Annotated in this window: 17 protein-coding genes; 11 read left to right on the top strand and 6 right to left on the bottom strand. The window is 62.7% G+C overall.

The annotated features are described in order from the left end of the window. Positions 1-969: a TIGR03885 family FMN-dependent LLM class oxidoreductase gene (locus IEX53_RS00615; protein ID WP_188821067.1), complete on the bottom strand. Its 969-nt coding sequence runs from the start codon at positions 967-969 to the stop codon at positions 1-3. After that, positions 966-2,621, bottom strand: coding sequence for an alpha-amylase family protein (locus IEX53_RS00610; protein ID WP_188820422.1), 1,656 nt, complete (start codon positions 2,619-2,621; stop codon positions 966-968). The genes IEX53_RS00615 and IEX53_RS00610 overlap by 4 nt, the downstream gene beginning before the upstream one ends. 147 nt (positions 2,622-2,768) lie before the next feature. On the opposite strand from IEX53_RS00610, the gene IEX53_RS00605 reads away from it, so the two are divergent. Further along, entirely contained in the window at positions 2,769-3,512 is a 744-nt protein-coding gene (locus tag IEX53_RS00605; RefSeq protein WP_236015976.1) for a sulfite exporter TauE/SafE family protein, read from the top strand. A 16-nt stretch (positions 3,513-3,528) separates the two neighbouring features. On the opposite strand, the gene queC is transcribed toward IEX53_RS00605, so the two are convergent. The 4 genes from queC to IEX53_RS00585 form a co-directional block, all read right to left on the bottom strand. After that, positions 3,529-4,230 carry a 7-cyano-7-deazaguanine synthase QueC gene (gene queC / locus IEX53_RS00600; RefSeq protein WP_188820419.1) on the bottom strand — a complete coding sequence of 234 codons (702 nt, stop codon included), beginning with the start codon at positions 4,228-4,230 and terminating at the stop codon, positions 3,529-3,531. A 17-nt stretch (positions 4,231-4,247) separates the two neighbouring features. Beyond that, positions 4,248-4,604 (bottom strand): 6-carboxytetrahydropterin synthase QueD, encoded by a 357-nt coding sequence (queD, locus tag IEX53_RS00595; RefSeq protein ID WP_188820417.1) that lies wholly within the window; start codon positions 4,602-4,604, stop codon positions 4,248-4,250. Then, positions 4,601-5,233, bottom strand: a complete 633-nt coding sequence (gene queE / locus IEX53_RS00590) for a 7-carboxy-7-deazaguanine synthase (protein ID WP_188820414.1) — start codon at positions 5,231-5,233, stop codon at positions 4,601-4,603. The genes queD and queE overlap by 4 nt, the downstream gene beginning before the upstream one ends. A gap of 207 nt (positions 5,234-5,440) precedes the next feature. Next, positions 5,441-6,463 (bottom strand): LacI family DNA-binding transcriptional regulator, encoded by a 1,023-nt coding sequence (locus tag IEX53_RS00585; protein WP_188820412.1) that lies wholly within the window; start codon positions 6,461-6,463, stop codon positions 5,441-5,443. Positions 6,464-6,620: 157 nt separating this feature from the next. On the opposite strand from IEX53_RS00585, the gene iolG reads away from it, so the two are divergent. The 10 genes from iolG (at position 6,621) to IEX53_RS00535 (ending at position 18,722) form a co-directional block, all read left to right on the top strand. After that, entirely contained in the window at positions 6,621-7,613 is a 993-nt protein-coding gene (gene iolG, locus IEX53_RS00580) for an inositol 2-dehydrogenase (protein WP_188820410.1), read from the top strand. A 107-nt stretch (positions 7,614-7,720) separates the two neighbouring features. Beyond that, positions 7,721-8,641 (top strand): sugar ABC transporter substrate-binding protein, encoded by a 921-nt coding sequence (locus IEX53_RS00575; RefSeq protein ID WP_188820408.1) that lies wholly within the window; start codon positions 7,721-7,723, stop codon positions 8,639-8,641. Positions 8,642-8,874: 233 nt separating this feature from the next. Next, on the top strand, positions 8,875-9,981 hold the full coding sequence (locus tag IEX53_RS00570; RefSeq protein ID WP_188820406.1) for an ABC transporter permease: 1,107 nt from the start codon (positions 8,875-8,877) through the stop codon (positions 9,979-9,981). A gap of 60 nt (positions 9,982-10,041) precedes the next feature. Then, positions 10,042-10,818: an ATP-binding cassette domain-containing protein gene (locus tag IEX53_RS00565; RefSeq protein WP_188820404.1), complete on the top strand. Its 777-nt coding sequence runs from the start codon at positions 10,042-10,044 to the stop codon at positions 10,816-10,818. Positions 10,819-10,837: 19 nt separating this feature from the next. Then, positions 10,838-12,013 (top strand): Gfo/Idh/MocA family protein, encoded by a 1,176-nt coding sequence (locus tag IEX53_RS00560; RefSeq protein ID WP_308429124.1) that lies wholly within the window; start codon positions 10,838-10,840, stop codon positions 12,011-12,013. Beyond that, entirely contained in the window at positions 12,010-14,097 is a 2,088-nt protein-coding gene (gene iolC, locus IEX53_RS23730) for a 5-dehydro-2-deoxygluconokinase (RefSeq protein WP_236015975.1), read from the top strand. Before IEX53_RS00560 ends, iolC begins: the two co-directional genes overlap by 4 nt. Then, positions 14,094-15,929, top strand: coding sequence for a 3D-(3,5/4)-trihydroxycyclohexane-1,2-dione acylhydrolase (decyclizing) (gene iolD / locus IEX53_RS00550; RefSeq protein WP_188820402.1), 1,836 nt, complete (start codon positions 14,094-14,096; stop codon positions 15,927-15,929). Before iolC ends, iolD begins: the two co-directional genes overlap by 4 nt. 8 nt (positions 15,930-15,937) lie before the next feature. Beyond that, positions 15,938-16,834, top strand: coding sequence for a myo-inosose-2 dehydratase (gene iolE, locus IEX53_RS00545; protein WP_188820400.1), 897 nt, complete (start codon positions 15,938-15,940; stop codon positions 16,832-16,834). Between the two features lie 87 nt (positions 16,835-16,921). Next, positions 16,922-17,719 carry a 5-deoxy-glucuronate isomerase gene (gene iolB / locus IEX53_RS00540; protein WP_188820398.1) on the top strand — a complete coding sequence of 266 codons (798 nt, stop codon included), beginning with the start codon at positions 16,922-16,924 and terminating at the stop codon, positions 17,717-17,719. A 220-nt stretch (positions 17,720-17,939) separates the two neighbouring features. Then, entirely contained in the window at positions 17,940-18,722 is a 783-nt protein-coding gene (locus IEX53_RS00535) for a TIM barrel protein (RefSeq protein WP_188820396.1), read from the top strand. Positions 18,723-18,748: the final 26 nt, after the last annotated feature.

Genomic DNA, 18,748 nt, shown 5'->3' with positions numbered 1-18,748 from the left:
TTACCTCAGCTTCGGTAGGACATCTCTCCCAAAAACCTCGATAAACTCCGCCTGGTTCGTCCCCACATTGTGCAGGTAGATCTCGTCGAAACCCAGCGCGGCATAGGCGGCGATCATGTCGGCGTGTTGGCGCGGGTTCGCGGATATCTGCACGTGCTTTTCCAGCTCCGTGATCGAGACATCGGCGGAAAGACGGTCGAAATCCTCGGTAAGCCCCGTATTCTCCGCCGTGTCGGCATTTATGGCGTTGCTTTTCCACTGGCGAAACGCATGGAGGCTGGCCTCCTCCAGCGTCGCGCCGTATGAGAGGTGGAGTTGCAGAAAGCGCGGCTTGCCTGCCCCGCCGCCCTCGTCGAAAGCGCTGAGTATATCGTGGAGGCTCGAAGGGCACTGGTTGACCGTTATGAGGCCGTCCGCCCAGCCTCCGGCCCAGCGGGCAGTCTCGGCGGAAAGCACCCCGGCGATGACAGCAGGCGGTTTGGGTGGCAGCGTGAAAAGGCGTGCGGCATCCACCGGAATGGGCGTCTCCTCCGTCACGGTTTCGCCGTTCCACAAGCGCCGCATGATGGAAACGGCCGCGACGAGCCGCTCGTTGCGCTCCGCCTTCGCCGGCCAGCCCTGGCCGACCACATGTTCGTTCAGCCTCTCCCCACTGCCCACCGCCAGCCATGGGAAGCGGGTGGGGAAGAGATCGCAGATTGTCGCCGCCGCCTGCGCGGTGATGGCGGGGTGATAGCGCCAGCCGCAGGGCACGGTGATGAGTCCGAAGGGAATGGTCGTCGTCGCCTGCATCGCCGCGCCGAGCCAGCTCAAGGCAAAGCCGGATTGGCCCTGGGCCTCGCTCCATGGCGCGAAATGGTCCGAGGACATGACGGCATCGAAGCCGCTCGCCTCGGCGAGTCGGGCATAATGCACAAGATCCCGCGGGGTGAATTGTTCGTGGGAGGCATGGTAGCCGATGATCATCAGCGGCTCCCTTCGGTGCAAAGCCAGCAATAGCCATGGGCCGGCAGCTTCATGGTAAGCCGGTCGCCCTCGACGGTAAGCCGCTCCTGCGCCCCCAATATGGTTTCGAGGCGAGGTGCGATGATGCCGGTGAGGCCGGCGGAAAATTCCGCAGGCTTGCCGGAGAAATTATGGGCGATGAGGAGGACCGACGAGCCGTCGTGAAAGCCGTGAAGCATGGTCGCGTCATTATCAGGCGCGAATTGCACAAAGCGCCCGCCGCGGAAATGCTTGAGATCGCGGCGATGCCGGATGAGACGGCGCACCTCGTTGAGCAGCGATTTTTCATCCGCGCGCTGGTTTTCGACATTTACCTCGTGAAACGAAAACGGTCCGGAGCTTAAGGGCCGCTGGATCAGATCCTTGACGGGCGCGGTGGAAAAACCGCCCGCCTTTCCGCCGGGCTCCCACGCCATCGGCAGGCGCACGGCGTCCCGGCCGTTGGCGGTCAAGTCTTCGCCCAGGCCGATCTCGTCACCGGCCACGAAAAGCGGCGAGCCGCGCATCGAGAATATGCAGCTGAAGGCGAGGGCGATCTTCCGCCGGTCGCCGTCCAGCATCGGCGCCAGCCGACGGCGGATGCCGCGCCCGAAAATGCCCATCTCCTCCTCGGGTGCATAGGCTTCCAGCAGAAAGTCGCGCATGGATTGCGGTATTTGCGACAGGTCGAAATCGTCGAAATTGCGCAGGAAGTTCACCCATCCGCACCCGGCGGGCGGCTCGGGGAGGGCGGCGAGCATCTCCTCGAACGGGTCGGCGTTTTGCCGGGCGATGGCGGCGAATATCCCGCAGCTTAAGCGGAAATTGAACAGTAGCGGGATCTGGTTGCCGCTCCCGAAATACTGGCGCATCTCGTCCGGCTGAACGTTGGCCTCGCCCAGGAGCAGGCATTCGGGCAGCCGGCCGGTGATGAAATCGGCGAGTTCCTCCATGAAGGCCTGACCGTCGCCGGGATTGGCATGCTCCTTCCCATTATCGGTAAGAAGCAGCGGCAGGGCGTCGATCCGGAAGCCGCTAACGCCAAGCGAAAGCCAGAAATCGCAGATGCGCCGGATTTCCGCCTTCACATCAGGGTTTGCGGTGTTGAGCTCGGGCTGGGAGGCGTAGAATTTGTGGAAATAAAAGGCGCTGGCGACCTTGTCGAACGTCCAAAGCGGGTTGTCGGCGCCGGGAAAGATCGACGTCTCGCTCGCGCCGACATCCGGTATGTGCTCGCTCCAGACATAATAATCCCTGAACTGGCTGCGCGGGTCCCGCCGGGCGCTTTCGAACCACGGATGTTTGCGGGAAGTATGGTTGACGATGAGGTCTATGACGATTTTTATGCCCAGCTCCCCGGCGCGGCGCACCAGCTCGATGAAATCGTCGAGCGTGCCGAGCTCGGGGTCGATGCCGTAATAATTGCTGACATCATAGCCATTGTCTTCCCTCGGGCTTTCGAAGAAGGGAAGCAGCCAGAGGCAGTCGACGCCCAGATCGTGGAGATAAGGCAGCCGGTCGCAAAGGCCGCGGATGTCGCCGACACCGTCGCCATTGCTGTCCTGGAACTTCTTGATGTCGATGCCGTAGATGACGCTGTTCAAGAACCACGGCGACTGACTGTTCCGCTTTGCCATATTCTCTCCGTTCATCCGTCCAGCATGTAAGAAACTGGTGAGCGGAACGGTTTGTTCCGTTGAGGGCTTTTGGGATAAGACAGTGCGGGGGGAGGGACGCCCGGTTGATTCCATCAAATCGGGCTATTCGCCTTGGGAGGAGGCATCATGGATTTCGTCATTCTCGTGCTCGCCGGGCTCGGCGCGGGCGCGCTTAACGCTGTCGCGGGCGGCGGCACGTTTCTTTCATTTCCGGCGCTGGTGTTTGTCGGCGTGCCTCACATCCCGGCCAATGCCACGGCCACGCTCGCCGCGCTTCCCGGCTATATCGGCAGCACTTGGGGGTTCCGCAAGGACATCAGCAGGGACGGCCCGGTCTCCCTGCGCGCCATGATCGCCCTGTCGGTGCTCGGGGGGCTTATGGGCGCGCTTCTCTTGCTGGTGACGCCGAAAGAGATATTCGTGAGCCTCGTGCCTTGGCTGCTGCTCTTCGCGACCGTGGCTTTCGCGGCGGGGCCTTTATTGGTCAGGCATGTGGTAGGGAAGGGCGGTAGGCTTCCGCTTCCCGCCTCGCTGGCGCTGCTCCTCGCGGTGTCGATCTATGGCGGTTATTTCAATGGCGGCCTCGGCATCATGCTGCTCGCCGCCTTCGGCTTTGTCGGCTTCACCAATCTCCACGAGATGAACGGCCTTAAAAACCTGCTTTCAAGCATACTCTCGCTGGTTTCAGTCATAACCTATACCGTCGCCGGATTGATCGACTGGAAATCGGCGCTCGTCCTGGGCGTGGCCTGCGCGATCGGGGGCTATCTCGGCGCGCTCGTAGCGCGGCGCATCACCAACATGCACGCGCTTCGCGTCTTCATTACGCTGGTCGGCCTTGGCATGGCCGCTGCCTTCTTCGCGCAGTGACCAGCGTGACGGTGGATCACGCCGCTTCGGCGATGAACTTGCGATAGCCCTTTGCCCGGAGGTCGCAGGCAGGGCAGGTGCCGCAGCCATAGCCCCAATCGTTGAGATTGCCGCGCTCGCCCATATAGCAGGTGTGCGTGTCGCGCACGATCACGTCGACAAGGGCGTCGCCGCCGAGGTTTTGGGCAAGCTGCCAGGTCTGCGCCTTGTCGATCCACATCAGCGGGGTGTCGAGCACGAAGCGCGTCTCCATGCCCAGATTGAGCGCCGCCTGCAGCGCCTTGATCGTGTCGTCGCGGCAGTCGGGATAGCCGGAATAGTCGGTCTCGCACATTCCGCCGACGATGTGCTTCAGACCCCGGCGATAGGCGAGCGCAGCGGCAAAGGTCAGGAAAATGATATTGCGGCCCGGCACGAACGTATTCGGAAGCCCCGTCTCGGCCATCTCGATCGCCATCCCGCTGGTCAGCGCGGTGTTGGAGATTTCGCCCAGCGCCGCGAGCGAAATCGTATGATCCTCGCCCAGCCGTGCTCCCCACGCCGGATTCATTTCCCTCAGCTTTGTCCGGAGGGTTTCCCGGCATTCGAGCTCGATCCTGTGCCTCTGGCCGTAATCGAACCCCACCGTTTCCACCCGCTCATACCGATCGAGCGCCCATGCCAGGCAAGTCGTGGAATCCTGCCCGCCCGAAAACAACACCAGTGCCGTCGCCGCCATATCAAATGCTCCCCGGCTTATTTGCCGTCATATTCCGCCCAGGAAAGCGGTGTTTCGAATATTTTGACGAGGCTTAATTCGGGGAGAAGGGGCTTTACCCTGTTCCATATCCAGACGGCGATATGCTCCGCTGTCGGGTTTTCCAGCCCCGGCACATCGTTGAGCGTATGATGGTCGAGCTGCGCCAGAACCGGCCCGAACACCTTCTCCACATCGAAAAAATCGATGACGAAGCCGGTTTTCGGATCGACAGACCCTTCGAGCTGAAGCTCGACCCGGTATGAATGGCCGTGCATGCGATGGCAGCGGTGCGTCGGGGGAACATTCGGCAGCCGATGCGCGGCCTCGAAGGTGAACGCCTGGGTTATTTTCATGGGATTCCGATCATTTTGTGTGTTTGCAGGCTGAGCCGCCAGCGCGGATTCAGAAGGCAGAATTCTATGGCCGCATCGGTATTCGTAATGCGGTCCGGTCCGTCCATCGGCTGGAGAAAATAATGGTCGAAATGGACAGGAGGAAGATCGTCAGGCAGCAGGCCCATCTGGGGGTAGACGAGCTTGAGCTCGTTTCCCGATTTGAGCTTCAATGGAGCGCTGGCCTTCGGGCTGACACAGATCCAGTCGATGCCATCGGGCGGCTCCACGGTGCCGTTCGTTTCGATTGCGATTTCAAACTTTGCGGCATGCACCGCATCGATGAGAGCGCTATCCAGCTGCAAGAGCGGCTCGCCGCCGGTGAACACCACATACCGATTGGCCTCTGCATCGCCCCAGGTGGCGGCGATGGCGCTCGCCAGCGCGGCTGCATCCTGGAACTTTCCGCCGCCTTCGCCGTCCGTGCCGATGAAGTCCGTATCGCAGAACTGGCAGATGGCCTTATGCCGGTCCTCTTCCCGCCCGGACCATAGATTGCAGCCGGCAAACCGGCAGAAAACGGCGGCCCGCCCCGTCTGGGCGCCTTCTCCCTGGAGCGTTTTGAACAATTCTTTGACGGCATAGGTCATATCTTGCGCTGTCGCTTTCGGAGTCGGCTTTTGCGGAAACAGTGTTTTCCGGATGGGTTTTGCGTGCCTGTCACGGGTCGCGGGCATGTTTACCCGCGCAAATGCGACCTTCCAAGCCCCTTATGTATTTTGGATTGCGGGAATTGAAAGTGGGTGAGGCCAGCCACATCCGGTGGCGGCTGCCGACACCGGTGGATTTACGGATAGTCAAGCGCTATCCCGGATCACCAGTTTCCCCGCGAACAGCCGGTCGAAATCTTCGGTTTCCTGGCTCTGGAGCACATGGACCAGATATTCGGCCATTTCGGTCAGCGGCTGGCGGTAGGTGGTCAGGCGATAGTTGGGGCTCGCGGCCTGGGGCACGTCGTCGAAGCCTGTTATGGCGATGTCTTCGGGGATGCGCAGACCCAGATTGTGGCGCAGGATATCCATTGCGCCCATTGCAAGGGCGTCGTTTTCGCACACCAGAATATCCGGCAGCGCGGTGGTGGGCCGCCCGGCGAGCGTTTCCATGACGATCTGCGAGGCAAGCGCCGGATCATAGGCGGGAACACCGACGACTTCAGGCGCCGTGCCGAAATGCTCGCGCCAATAATCGACGAAGGTTTCCTTGCGTAGCAGATGCGCCGAATAGGTCTGCGGCCCCGCCAGGAACATTGGCCGGCGATAGCCGCGCGCATTGACGTAATTCGCCATCTCCTTGACCGCCAGCACGTCGTCCACGGCGATGGAAATCGTGTTCGGGTTCTGCGATGAGCGGGCGAAGATGATCAGCTTGCGAAAGCGCCGCGCATGGAGCGCCGTCTCCAGCACCTCGTCGTCGAACTGGATGCCGATGAGAATCACCGCGTCCACCCTCCGCTGGCTGGCGTTGAGAAGCGCATGGCCCGCATCGTCGCGGTCGAGCGTGTTGACGAGCAATATGTCCCAGCCCTCGCGCCTGAGAATCCGGGTCAGCCGCTCCATCATGACGAGCTTGTGCGGATTGGCGAAATCGTCGATGAGCAGGGCCACCAGATTGGACCGGTCGGAGGCGAGGCTGGCGGCGCGCAAATCCGGCACATAGCCCAGTTGCTCCGCCGCTTCCATCACCTTTTCAAGGCTCTTCTTCGAGATCGAAGCGTCTTTCCGGAAGGCGCGGTTGACCGTCCAGCGCGACACGCCCGCGGCGAGCGCCACATCATCGGCGGTCACATGCCCGGCAAACTGCGCCTTCTTCTCGTCGGTCATCGCTGATCCCTATTTCCATCACCTAGCTTCTTATAGAGCGATTTCCGTCCGCGCTTCAGAAAATTTTGCACGCGCGGGCAAAATCCTATTGCTCGCGTGAGCAAAAATTGAAATAGTACTCCCATCGCGGTTGGGAACCCGCGTCTGGGAGGAAAATTTGCTGAAAGTAGGATTGCTTGGGGCAGGCCGTATCGGCCGTGTGCATGCCGTCAATATTGCGGGCCATCCGAGGAGCGAGCTTGCCGCCGTGTCGGACGTCAATGAGGAAGCCGCGCGGTCTCTGGCGGAGGCTCACGGGGCGAAGGCCATGGGCACGGACGACATTCTGGCGGATAGCTCCATCAATGCCGTGCTGATCGCCACCTCGACGGACACCCATTCGGACCTGATCGAGCGCGTCACCGAGGCGGGCAAGGCGGTGCTGTGCGAAAAGCCGGTGGATTTGTCGCTCGATCGGGCGCGGGCCTGCCTCGCCAAGGCTTCCGCCACCGGTATTCCCGTCATGATCGGCTTCAACCGCCGCTTCGATCCGAATTTCGCGCTGATGCAGGCGTCCGTCGCCGCCGGGGAAATCGGCAAGCCGGAACTGCTTTCCATCACCTCCTTCGACCCGGCTCCCCCCCCGGTGAGCTATGTGAAAGTGTCGGGCGGGCTGTTCCGCGACATGATGATTCACGATTTCGACATGGCGAATTTCCTGATGAAGGATTTGCCGAAATCCGTCCACGCCGTGGGCTCCTCCATAGTCGATCCTGAAATCGGAGCGGCTGATGATGTCGATACGGCGGTGGTGACGATGGCCTATGCCGATGGCCGCATTGCGGTGATCAGGAACAGCCGTCGCGCCGCCTATGGCTATGACCAGCGCGTCGAATTGCTCGGCTCGGAAGGCCTGCTCTCGGCGGAGAACGTGCTCGAAAACACCCTGTCGAAGGCGACGAAGGCGGGCGTTCTCAGCGCAAAACCTGAGCTGTTCTTTCTGGAGCGCTACATGCGCGCCTATGCGGCGGAATGGGATGCCTTCGTCAGGGCTGCGCTCGACGGCGCGGAAATTCCGGTCACGCTGCGTGATGGCGTCGCCGCACTGGCGTTGGCCGAGGCCGCGACCGCTTCGGCGAAGTCGGGCCAGCCGGTCGCGCCAGTTTTATAAATTGCTTTGCCACACGGGGAGGTGTTGGCGTGGCACTCGGTGCCGGTCCCGCTTGGCCGGATGAAACGGGCGTCAGGAGGTGACGTCCAACCAATGGGAGGGATAGCATGAAGAATCTATGCATAGGCATTGCCGCCGCCGCGATGCTGGCGGCCACCCCCGCTCTCGCCACTGACATCATCGTCGTGACCCACGGGCAGGCAAATGATCCGTTCTGGTCGGTGGTCAAGAATGGCGTCGATAAGGCGGGCAAGGATACCGGCGCGAATGTCGAATACCGCGCGCCGGAAACCTTCGACATGGTCAAGATGGGCCAGCTGATCGATGCCGCCGTCAATCAGGAGCCGGACGGCCTTGTCGTCTCGATCCCCGATGGCGATGCGCTCGGGCCGTCGATCAAGCGCGCCGTAGAGGCGGGCATCCCGGTCATATCCATCAATTCGGGCGGCGATGTCGCGCACAAGCTCGGCGCGAAGCTGCATGTCGGCCAGTCGGAATTCGACGCGGGCAAGGCGGCAGGTGCGAAGCTCGCCGAAATGGGCGGCAAGAAGGGCATCTGCATCAATCAGGAAGTCGGCAATGTCTCGCTCGACCAGCGCTGCGCCGGTTTCACGGAGGGCTTCGGCAATCCGGTGACGGTGCTGCCGACCGGCAACGACCCGGCGGAAGTGGAGTCCAAGGTCCGCGCCGCGCTTGAGTCCGACAAGGATGTGAATGCAGTCCTCAGCCTCAACGCCACGCTGGTGGGCGAACCGGCGGTGAAGGCCGCGCAGGCGCTCGGGCGTGACGATGTGCTGATCGCCACCTTCGACCTCTCGGCAGGCTTCCTGCAGCAGGTCGCCGACGGCAAGGCCGCCTTCGCCATCGACCAGCAGCAATTCCTGCAAGGCTATCTGCCGGTTTCGTTCCTGGCGCTCAATGCGGAATACGGCCTGATCCCGGGCGGCGATGTGCCTTCGGGGCCGAACCTTGTGACGAAGGAGGCTGCGGGGAAGGTGATCGAGCTTTCGGCGAAGGGGATAAGGTAAGGCGATAACATTCAGGTTTGGCGCGAGGCACCCCCCTCTGCCCTGCCGGGCATCTCCCCCACAAGGAGGGAGATTGGCTGACACGACGCTTCGCGCTCATCCTGAGAGGTTTGCGATTGGTGCCGACGTTTATGAAGGCCGATCTCCCCCTTGTGGGGGAGATGTCCGGCAGGACAGAGGGGGGTGTTGCCCCGCCAACGTTTCCGTAAAGTAACTTCACGGGAGTAAAACCCATGCCCACCGACACGCTGGCGAAGACGGATGAGCGGCTTACATCCGAATCCGCCGTCTCCAAACTCATGAAACGGCCGGAGCTGGGCGCGATCGGGGGCGTCATCCTCGTCACGCTTTTCTTCCTGGCGACCGCCGACCGCAGCATGTTCACGCTGTCGGGCATCATGAACATCATGACGCCGGCGGCGCAGCTCGGCATTCTCGGCATCGCCGCCGCGCTCCTGATGATCGGCGGGGAGTTCGATCTTTCCATCGGTTCCATGGTCGCCTTCGCCGGCATGATCTTCGGCGTCTTCACCGTCAATCTGGGCCTGCCGCTCATCCTAGCCATCCCGCTGACCATGGCCTTTGCCGCCGGGCTTGGCGCGGGGAACGGGCTCATCGTCATCCGCACCGGCCTGCCATCCTTCATCGTCACGCTGGCGGGGCTTTTCGTCCTGCGCGGCGCATCGCTGGTCGGCCTCAAGATCTTCACCGGCGGGGCGACGCAATTGCGCGGCGTGCGCGAGGCGGTGGAGGGCGATTTCCTGACGCCGATCTTTTCCGGCGACGCCTTTGGGTTCCTGTTCGAATGGCTGGCCAAGGCGGGCCTGATCGATGTCTTCAAGTCCGGCGCGCCGAAAGTGCCCGGCATTCCCGTCGAGATCATCTGGTTCGTTCTGTTTGCGCTTGTCGCGACCTGGGTGCTGCTGCGCACGCCCTTCGGCAACTGGATCTTCGCCACGGGCGGGGATGCCCTTGCCGCGCAGAATTCCGGCGTGCCTGTCCGCCGCGTCAAGATCGCGCTCTTTATGCTCACCGCCATGGCCGCGGCGCTGGTCGCCATCATCACTGTCATCGACGCCGGTTCCACCGATGCGCGCCGTGGCTTCATGAAGGAGTTCGAGGCGATCATCACCGCGGTCATCGGCGGTTGCCTGCTCACCGGCGGCTATGGCTCGGCCATCGGCGCTTTCTTCGGCGCGATCATCTTTGGGATGGTCACCATCGGCCTCACCTATACCCGCTTCGATCAGGATTGGTTCCAGGTGTTTCTGGGCGCGATGCTGCTGCTCGCCGTCATCTTCAACAATGTCATCCGCAAGCGTGTGACGGGGGAGCGCTAGCGGGATTTCCGAAAAGTGGCCCCCGGTTTTCGGACAAAAATCCCGCTGAAAGGAATAAAGATGCAACCCATCATCCGCATGGAAAACATCAGAAAGCATTTCGGCAATGTCATCGCGCTGAACGGCGTCACCTTCGACGTCCACCCCGGCGAGTGCCATTGCCTGCTGGGCGACAATGGCGCGGGCAAGTCGACCTTCATCAAGACCATGTCGGGCGTGCACAAGCCGACCGAGGGGACGATCACCTTCGAAGGCAGGCCAATGTCCTTCGACAGCCCGCGTGACGCCATGGAGGCGGGCATCGCCACCGTGTTCCAGGACCTTGCCATGATCCCGCTGATGTCGGTGGCGCGCAATTTCTTCATGGGGCGCGAGCCGGTGAAGGGCAGGGGGCTTTTCAAGCGCTTCGACGTGGAGAAGGCCAATGAGGTGACCATGGCGGAGATGCGCCGCATGGGCATCAATCTGCGCCGTCCCGATCAGGCGGTGGGGACACTCTCGGGCGGCGAGCGGCAGACCGTGGCGATTGCCCGCGCCGTCTATTTCGGGGCCAAGGTGCTGATCCTCGACGAGCCGACTTCGGCGTTGGGCGTGCGCCAGACCTCGAACGTGCTCGCCACCATCGACCGGGTGCGCTCGCAAGGCGTCGGCGTGGTGTTCATCTCGCACAATGTCCGCCACGCGCTGGCGGTGGGCGACCGCTTCACGGTGCTGAACCGGGGACAGACGCTCGGCACGGCGAAGAAGGGCGAGATAACAGCGCTGGAATTGCAGGATCTGATGGCCGGCGGGCAGGAGTTGGCCGCGCTCGAGGGTTCGCTTGGCGGGACGATCTGAACCTTGAGGATAATCACAAATGATCGTGGCTAGCTGCTCCATATCCGATTGGATTGCCATCGATCCGGAGACGATGATGTCATATTCGCAAAAACAACTCGGCATCGCCCTCATCGGCACAGGCTTCATGGGCAAGTGCCATGCCATGGCTTGGCGCAATGTCGCGGCGGTGTTTGGCGGCGCGCATCCGAGGCTGGAAATCCTCAGTGATGCGACCGAGGAAGCGGCGAATGCCTTCGCCCGCCAGTTCGGCTTTGCCCGCGCCACCGCCCATTGGCAGGAGGCGGTTGCTGACCCCAAGGTGGATGTCGTCTCGATCACCGCGCCCAACGGCCTGCATCGCCCGATGGCCGAGGCCGCGCTGAAGGCGGGCAAGCATGTCTGGCTGGAAAAGCCGATGGCGCTGACCCTGTCGGACGCCGAGGCGATGGCAGCAGTCGCCGCCGCGCATCCGGGCCAAGTGACGATCCTTGGCTATAATTATCTGAGAAGCCCTGCTTTCCAATCCGCGCGGGCGATGATCCGCAATGGCGAGATCGGTGAGCCGCTCGCCTTTCGCGGGGTCTATGACGAGGATTATTCCGCCGATCCGAACCTCCCCTGGTCGTGGCGGATGACTCACGAGGGAGGTGGCCTTGGCGCGCTAGGCGATCTGGGCTGCCATCTCGTCAGCCACATGCTGGCGCTGATGGGGCCGGTGAGCGAACTCACCGCGCAGACGCAAATCGCCGTGCCCATGCGCCCATCGCCTGACGGGCTGAAGCCGGTGGAGAATGAGGATAGCGCGATGGCGCTCTTACGCTTTGCCTCCGGCGCGCATGGCTCTTTCGCCACCTCCCGCGTGGCGCGCGGTAGAAAATGCCGCCTGCAATGGGAGGTGCACGGAACTGATGGCACCATCGTTTTCGACCAAGAAAACATGAATGAACTGTGGGTGCATCACGCCGGAGAGGCCGGTTTCGTGCGCCATTTGACCGGCCCGGCCCAGCCGGACTATGCCGCCTTCTGCCCCGCGCCGGGCCATAATTTCGGCTTCAACGAGCAGAAGGTCATCGAAGCGCGGGACCTTCTCTCCGCCATCGCCGGCGGGCCGAATGCGGGGCCGGATTTTGCGCAGGGGCTGGAGATCGAGCGCATCATCCACGCCATGGCCGCGTCAAACGGAACGTCCGTCCGGATCGGAGGCCAAAAATGAAGCCCCTCGACGTCATCACCATAGGCCGCGCCAGCGTCGATCTCTATGGCACGCAAGTTGGCGGACGGCTGGAGGATATGGGCTCGTTCGAGAAATATATCGGCGGCTCGCCCACCAACATCGCCTGCGGCGCGGCGCGGCTCGGCCTCAAATCCGCGCTGATCACACGCGTGGGCGACGAGCATATGGGCCGCTTCATCCTTGAGCAGCTTGCCCGCGAAGGCGTCTCCACGCAAGGCGTCAGGACAGACCCGGAACGGCTCACCGCTCTCGTCATTCTCGGCATCCGCGACGACAAGCAGTTTCCGCTGATCTTTTACCGCGAGAACTGCGCCGACATGGCGCTCTGCGAGGACGATATCGATGAAAGTTTCATCGCATCGGCCCGTGCGCTCGTAGTCACCGGAACGCATCTCTCCCACACGCGCACGGAGGCCGCAAGCATCAAGGCGCTGAAGCTCGCCCGCAAGCACGGCCTCAAGACCGCACTCGACATCGATTATCGCCCGAACCTGTGGGGTGTCGCGGGCCATGGCGATGGCGAAAGCCGGTTTGTCGAGAGCGGGAAAGTCACCGCCAAGCTGCAATCAAGCTTGCATTATTTCGACCTGATCGTCGGCACGGAAGAAGAACTCCATATCGCAGGCGGCTCGACCGATACGCTGGCGGCGCTGAAGGCGGTTCGGGAGGTGAGCGGCGCAACGCTGGTCTGCAAGCGCGGGCCGCTTGGAGCCGTTGCCTTCGAGGGCGAGATTCCCGATAGCCTCGACAAGGGTCAAAGCGGAGAGGCGTTCCGGATAGAGGTGTTCAACGTGCTGGGCGCGGGCGATGGCTTCTTCGCCGGGCTTCTGCGCGGCTGGCTGACCGGAGCGGACTGGCCCACCTCGCTGAAATACGCCAATGCCTGCGGCGCTTTCGCCGTCAGCCGCCATGGCTGCACCCCGGCCTATCCCAGCTGGGAGGAATTGCAGTTCTTCCTGAAACGAGGCGTCAAGCGTCCCGATCTTCGCAATGACCCTGAGCTGGAGCAGCTTCACTGGTCCACTACGCGCCATACACGGGTCAATGGCGACTGGTCGACCATGCGCGTCTTCGCCTTCGACCACCGCAAGCAACTCGAGGATATGCCGGGCTACACGCCGGAAAAGGGCGCGGCCTTCAAGGAACTCTGCCTCGACGCAGCGCTCCGCGTGCAGGCGGCGCATTGCCCCTCACCCTTACCCTCTCCCCGCTCGCGGGGCGAGGGGGGCATCCACGCTGATGCCCTATCCATTGAGCCAGGCACAGCAGAACAGAAAGAAGCGTCAACGCTGACGCCTCCCTCTCCCCGTAATTCACGGGGAGAGGGTAAGGGTGAGGGGCAGTCCACCACCTCCGAGGGCTATGGCATCCTCTGCGACAACCGTATCGGCCGCTCGGCGCTGCACCGCGCCTCCGGCACCGGGCTCTGGATCGGCCGTCCGGCGGAATGGCCGGGCTCGCGTCCTCTCACGCTCGAACCGGAACTCGGTTCCGATTGCGGCGGGCTTGTCGAATGGGCGCGCGAGCAGGTGGTGAAAATCCTTTGCTTCTGCCACCCGGACGACGATGTTCCCACCCGCGCCGCGCAAGAGGCAACGGTGAAGCGGCTCTTCGAGGCGGCGCGGCGCAACCGGCTGGAATTTTTGGCTGAGATCATCCCCTCCAAGGTCGGCCCCACCGACGACATGACGGTCGCGACCTTGATCCACCAGTTCTACGCGGCAGGCATCTACCCCGACTGGTGGAAGCTGGAACCGATGAAGACGGAAGCCGGTTGGCAGAACGCCATCGCCGCCATCGAGGCGCATGACCGACACACGCGCGGCATCCTCGTGCTGGGGCTGGACGCGCCGGAGGCCGAGCTTGCCGCGAGTTTTGCGGTCGCGGCCAAATTCCCGCTCGTGAAGGGCTTCGCCGTCGGCCGCACCATTTTCGCCGATGCGGCGCGGCGCTGGTTCGCGGGCGAGATCGGCGATGAAGCGGCTATCGAGGACATGGCGGCGCGCTACATGAGGCTTTGCGATGTGTGGGATGCGGCGCGGAAGAAGGAGCAGGCAGCATGAGCACGGTAGTAAGGCTTACGGCGGCGCAGGCCATGGTGAAATGGCTTTCCGCCCAGATGACGGAAGACGGTGAGCGCTTCGTCGATGGCGTATGGGCGATTTTCGGCCATGGCAATGTCGCGGGTCTTGGACAAGCTTTGCAGGAGGCAGGCAACAGCCTGCCCACCTGGCGCGGCCAGAACGAGCAGACCATGGCGCACGCCGCCATCGCTTATGCCAAGGCGATGAAGCGCCGCCGGGTGCAGGCCGTCACGTCCTCCATCGGCCCCGGCGCGACCAATATGGTGACGGCGGCGGCGCTCGCCCATGTCAACCGCCTGCCGGTGCTGCTCATTCCCGGCGATGTCTTCGCCAACCGCAGGCCCGATCCCGTGCTCCAGCAGGTGGAAGATTTCGGCGACGGCACCGTTTCGGCCAATGATTGCTTCCGCCCGGTGAGTCGCTATTTCGACCGCATCGTCAGGCCGGAGCAACTCCTGACTGCTCTGCCGCGCGCGCTGCGCGTCATGACCGACCCCGCCAATTGCGGCCCGGTAACGCTGTCCTTCTGCCAGGATGTGCAGGCGGAGGCCTATGACTGGCCGGAAGCCTTCTTCGAGCCGAAAATCTGGCGCATCCGCAGGCCGGAGTCGGACCGGCGTGACCTTGCCGATGTCGCCGCCCTCATCCGCGCCGCCAGGCGCCCGGTAATCGTCGCGGGCGGCGGGGTGATCTATAGCGAGGCAGAGCAGGAACTGGCCGGCTTCGCCACCCGCCACGCCATTCCCGTCGTGGAAACGCAAGCGGGCAAATCCGCACTGGCGCAGGCCCATCCGATGAATTTCGGCGCGGCGGGCGTCGATGGCTCCGCCGCCGCCAATGCGCTCGCCCGCAGGGCGGATCTGGTCATCGGCATCGGCACGCGCTTTCAGGATTTCACTACCGGCTCCTGGTCGCTGTTCGAGGCCGATGATGTGAAGCTCGTCTCCATCAATGTGCAGGGCTATGATGCGGACAAGCACGGCGCGATCGGCCTCGTGGCCGACGCCAAGGTTGCCTTGCAGGCTTTCAGCGAGCTTCTGGGCGATCACCGCGCCCCCGCGTCCGGCGACTCCCTCAGGACCGAATGGCTCGCCGCCGTGGTCCGCCATTGCGCCGCGCCTGATGGCGATGGCCTGCCGACCGATGCGCAAATCATCGGCGCGGTGCAGCGTGCAACCGGCGAAAACGCCATCGCCATGTGCGCGGCAGGAACGATGCCCGGCGCGCTGAAGCTGCTCTGGCAGGCAAGCCAGGGCGGCTATCACATGGAATATGGCTATTCCTGCATGGGCTATGAGATTGCCGGAGCCATGGGCCTCAAACTCGCCCGGCCCGAGCGTGAGGTGATCTGCTTCGTCGGCGACGGCTCCTATATGATGGCGAATTCGGAGCTGGCGACCGCGGTCATGCGCAAGGTGCCGTTCACGGTGGTGCTCACCGACAACAGAGGCTTCGGCTGCATCAACCGTCTCCAGCAGGCCAGCGGCGGCGAGCCGTTCAACAACCTCTACAGGGATTGCAACATCGTCGAGCAGCCCCGCATCGACTTCGTCGCCCATGCCGCGTCCATGGGCGTATTTGCGGTCAAGGCCAAGGACATTCCCGATCTCGAAGCACAAATCGCCGCCGCGCGCGGGCGCGATATCCCGACCGTCATTGTCATCGACACCGACCCGAGCGAAGGCCCCGGCTTCGGCGATGCCGGCTGGTGGTGGGACGTCGCCGTGCCGGAAGTCGGAAGCACCGACAAGCTGAAACAGGCCTATGCGCGCTATCTCGAAGCGGCGGCCCGGCAAAGACTCGTAAACTGAGGAAGAAAATGATCCGCTTCGGCACAAACCCCATAGCCTGGGCCAATGATGACGACCAGACCCTCGGCGCGAATATCCCGACCGGGCAGATATTGCGCGAGGCGGCGGAAATCGGCTTCGACGGCATCGAGAATGGCCATCGCTGGCCGGAGGCCCCGGAGGCTCTCAGGCAATTGCTCGCCTCTCATGGCCTAGCCTTCGTCTCCGGCTGGTACTCGCTGAACCTGCTCGTCCAATCCGTGGAGGACGAGAAGAAGGCCATCCAGCGCCATCTCGACAGGTTGAAGCACAATGGCTGCACGGTCTGCATTGTTTGCGAGACCTCGAACAGCATTCAGGGCCTGCCCGTGCCGCTGGCGCAAAGCCCGGTGCTTTCGTCCGATGAGATGAAAGCCTTCGGCGCGAAGGTGGAGGAGCTTGCAGCGTTCACGGCGGCGCAGGGCATCCGCCTCGTCTACCATCACCATATGGGAACGGTGGTCGAAACGCCGGAAGAAATCGACGCCTTCATGGCCGCGACGGGACTGCATACGCGGCTGCTCTTCGATGCCGGTCATTGCTATTTCGGCGGCAATGGTCAGGACCCCGCGCCGGTTCTGGCAAAATATGCCGATCGCGTCAGCCATTTCCACGCCAAGAATGTGCGCCCGGTGATTATGCGGCAGGTCCGCGAAACCGGCATGTCCTTCATGGACGGCGTGCGCGCCGGGGTCTTCACCGTGCCGGGAGATGAGGAAGGCGGCATCGATTTCGCGCCGCTGCTGAAGATATTGAAAGAGGCGGGCTATGACGGCTGGATCGTGATCGAAGCCGAGCAGGACCCGGATGAGCGCAATCCGTTTCAATACCAGTCGCTGGGGCTGAAGACATTGAAGGCCGCGGCTGCGGAAGCGGGTTTGATCTGAAGGTCTTGTTCGAATGGAAGCGCGGCACACCCCCCTCTGCCCCGCCAGCGTCTCCAGCAAAAAATGGAATGCTTTAGGAGAAAAACCATGCCCAATCTGCTGCACCGTCCGTTCGGTACCCATGGCAAGGTGCATGAAATCACGCCTGCGCTTGCCGGATGGCGCTATGTCGGCTTTTCGCTCTATCGACTGCGCGCCGGTGAGCGCGTGGCGGAGGCGACTGGCGAGCGCGAGGTGATCCTCGTCATGGTTGAGGGCAAGGCGCGGTTTACCGGCGCGGGCCGGGACTGGGGCTTGCTTGGCGAGCGCATGAGCGTCTTCGAAAAATCGCCGCCCCATTGTCTTTATCTGCCAAACGGCAGCGAATGGCAGGCGGTCGCGGAGACAGATTGCGTCATCGCGGTCTGCTCCGCCCCAGGCAAAGGCGGGCACGAGGCAAGGCGCATCGGGCCGGAAGATATTACCCTCACCAAGCGGGGCGAGGGCACCAACACCCGCTACATCAACAACATCGCCATGGAGAACGAGGATTATTGCGATGCGCTGCTGGTGACGGAAGTATTCACCCCCGCCGGGCACTGGTCGAGCTATCCGAGCCACCGCCATGACGAGGACGATTTTCCACGGATCACCTATCTGGAAGAGACCTATTACCACCGGTTCAATCCAGCGGACGGCTTCGGCATCCAGCGGGTTTATACCGACGATCTGCAATTGAACGAGGTGATGGCTGTCCACGACGGCGACGTCGTCTGCGTCCCGCGCGGCCATCATCCATGCGGCACGCCTCCGGGCATTGAGATGTATTATCTCAATGTGATGGCGGGACCGCTGCGCAAATGGCGGTTTGTGGCGGCTCCGGTGGTCGAGCGGTTGATGCGGTAATTGCAATGCTTGTTCCCATCAATACCCCCCTCTGCTCTGCCGGGCATCTCCCCCTCAAGGGGGGAGATCACGCCTTCATCGGCGTTTGGTACCAATCGCAGACGTTGCAAAAGGTGCGATGGTCGTCATGTCGGCCAATCTCCCCCCTTGAGGGGGAGATGTCCGGCAGGACAGAGGGGGGTGGCTGGTGGGCACGCAGTTGCGTCGGAGATATCTACCCATGACCCATCCCTTCACCCTCGGCGCCTGTGCCGAAATGCTCTGGCGTGACCGCCCGATCGAATGGCGCTGCGCAAAGCTCAACGAAATGGGCTTCCAGGTAGGCCTCTGGAACTGGCCGGACCATGATCTCACCGCGCTTGAGCGCTCCGGCGCGACCTTCTCCATCATGAACGGTTACCTCACCGGCAGGCTTGCTGATGACGAAGGCGCGGATGAGCTCCTGCGCTCCGCCCGGCAAACAGCGCAGATCGGCAAGCGTCTCGGCGTCGCGCGTCTCAACCTCCACGGCACCGGCCTCGGCGCGGGCGGTCTGCCGGCAAAACCCAGCGAAACCATCACCGGGAAAATGTGGCTGAAAGCCCGCGACACGCTCTGCCGCATCGCCGGCATGGCGGAAGAGGAGAACGTCACCTTCGCGCTGGAAAACCTCAATCTCCCCGTCGATCATCCGGGCGTGCCCTTTGCCAGGGCAGAAGACACGCTGGCGCTGGTATCCTCGGTCAACCATCCGCGCCTGCGGCTCAATCTCGACCTCTATCATGTACAGATCGGCGAGGGGAATTTGATCGAAACCTGCCGCGCCGCGCTGCCATGGATCGGCGAAATACAGGTGGCCGATGTGCCCGGACGCTGCGAGCCGGGCACTGGCGAGATAAACTATCCCGCCATCGCCCGCGCGCTGGGCGAGATGGGCTATCGCGGCCCAGTCACCATGGAGGCCTTCGCCAGGCAAGATCCGGAACAGGCGCTGGAAGCCTTTCGGTCGGCTTTTTTATTGTAATATCCTGATGTCCGGTTAAAGGACGA

This window comes from Paramesorhizobium endophyticum (assembly GCF_014640615.1).
In the GTDB taxonomy this organism is placed as follows: domain Bacteria; phylum Pseudomonadota; class Alphaproteobacteria; order Rhizobiales; family Rhizobiaceae; genus Paramesorhizobium; species Paramesorhizobium endophyticum.
This window is presented reverse-complemented; position numbering and strand designations above follow the sequence as displayed.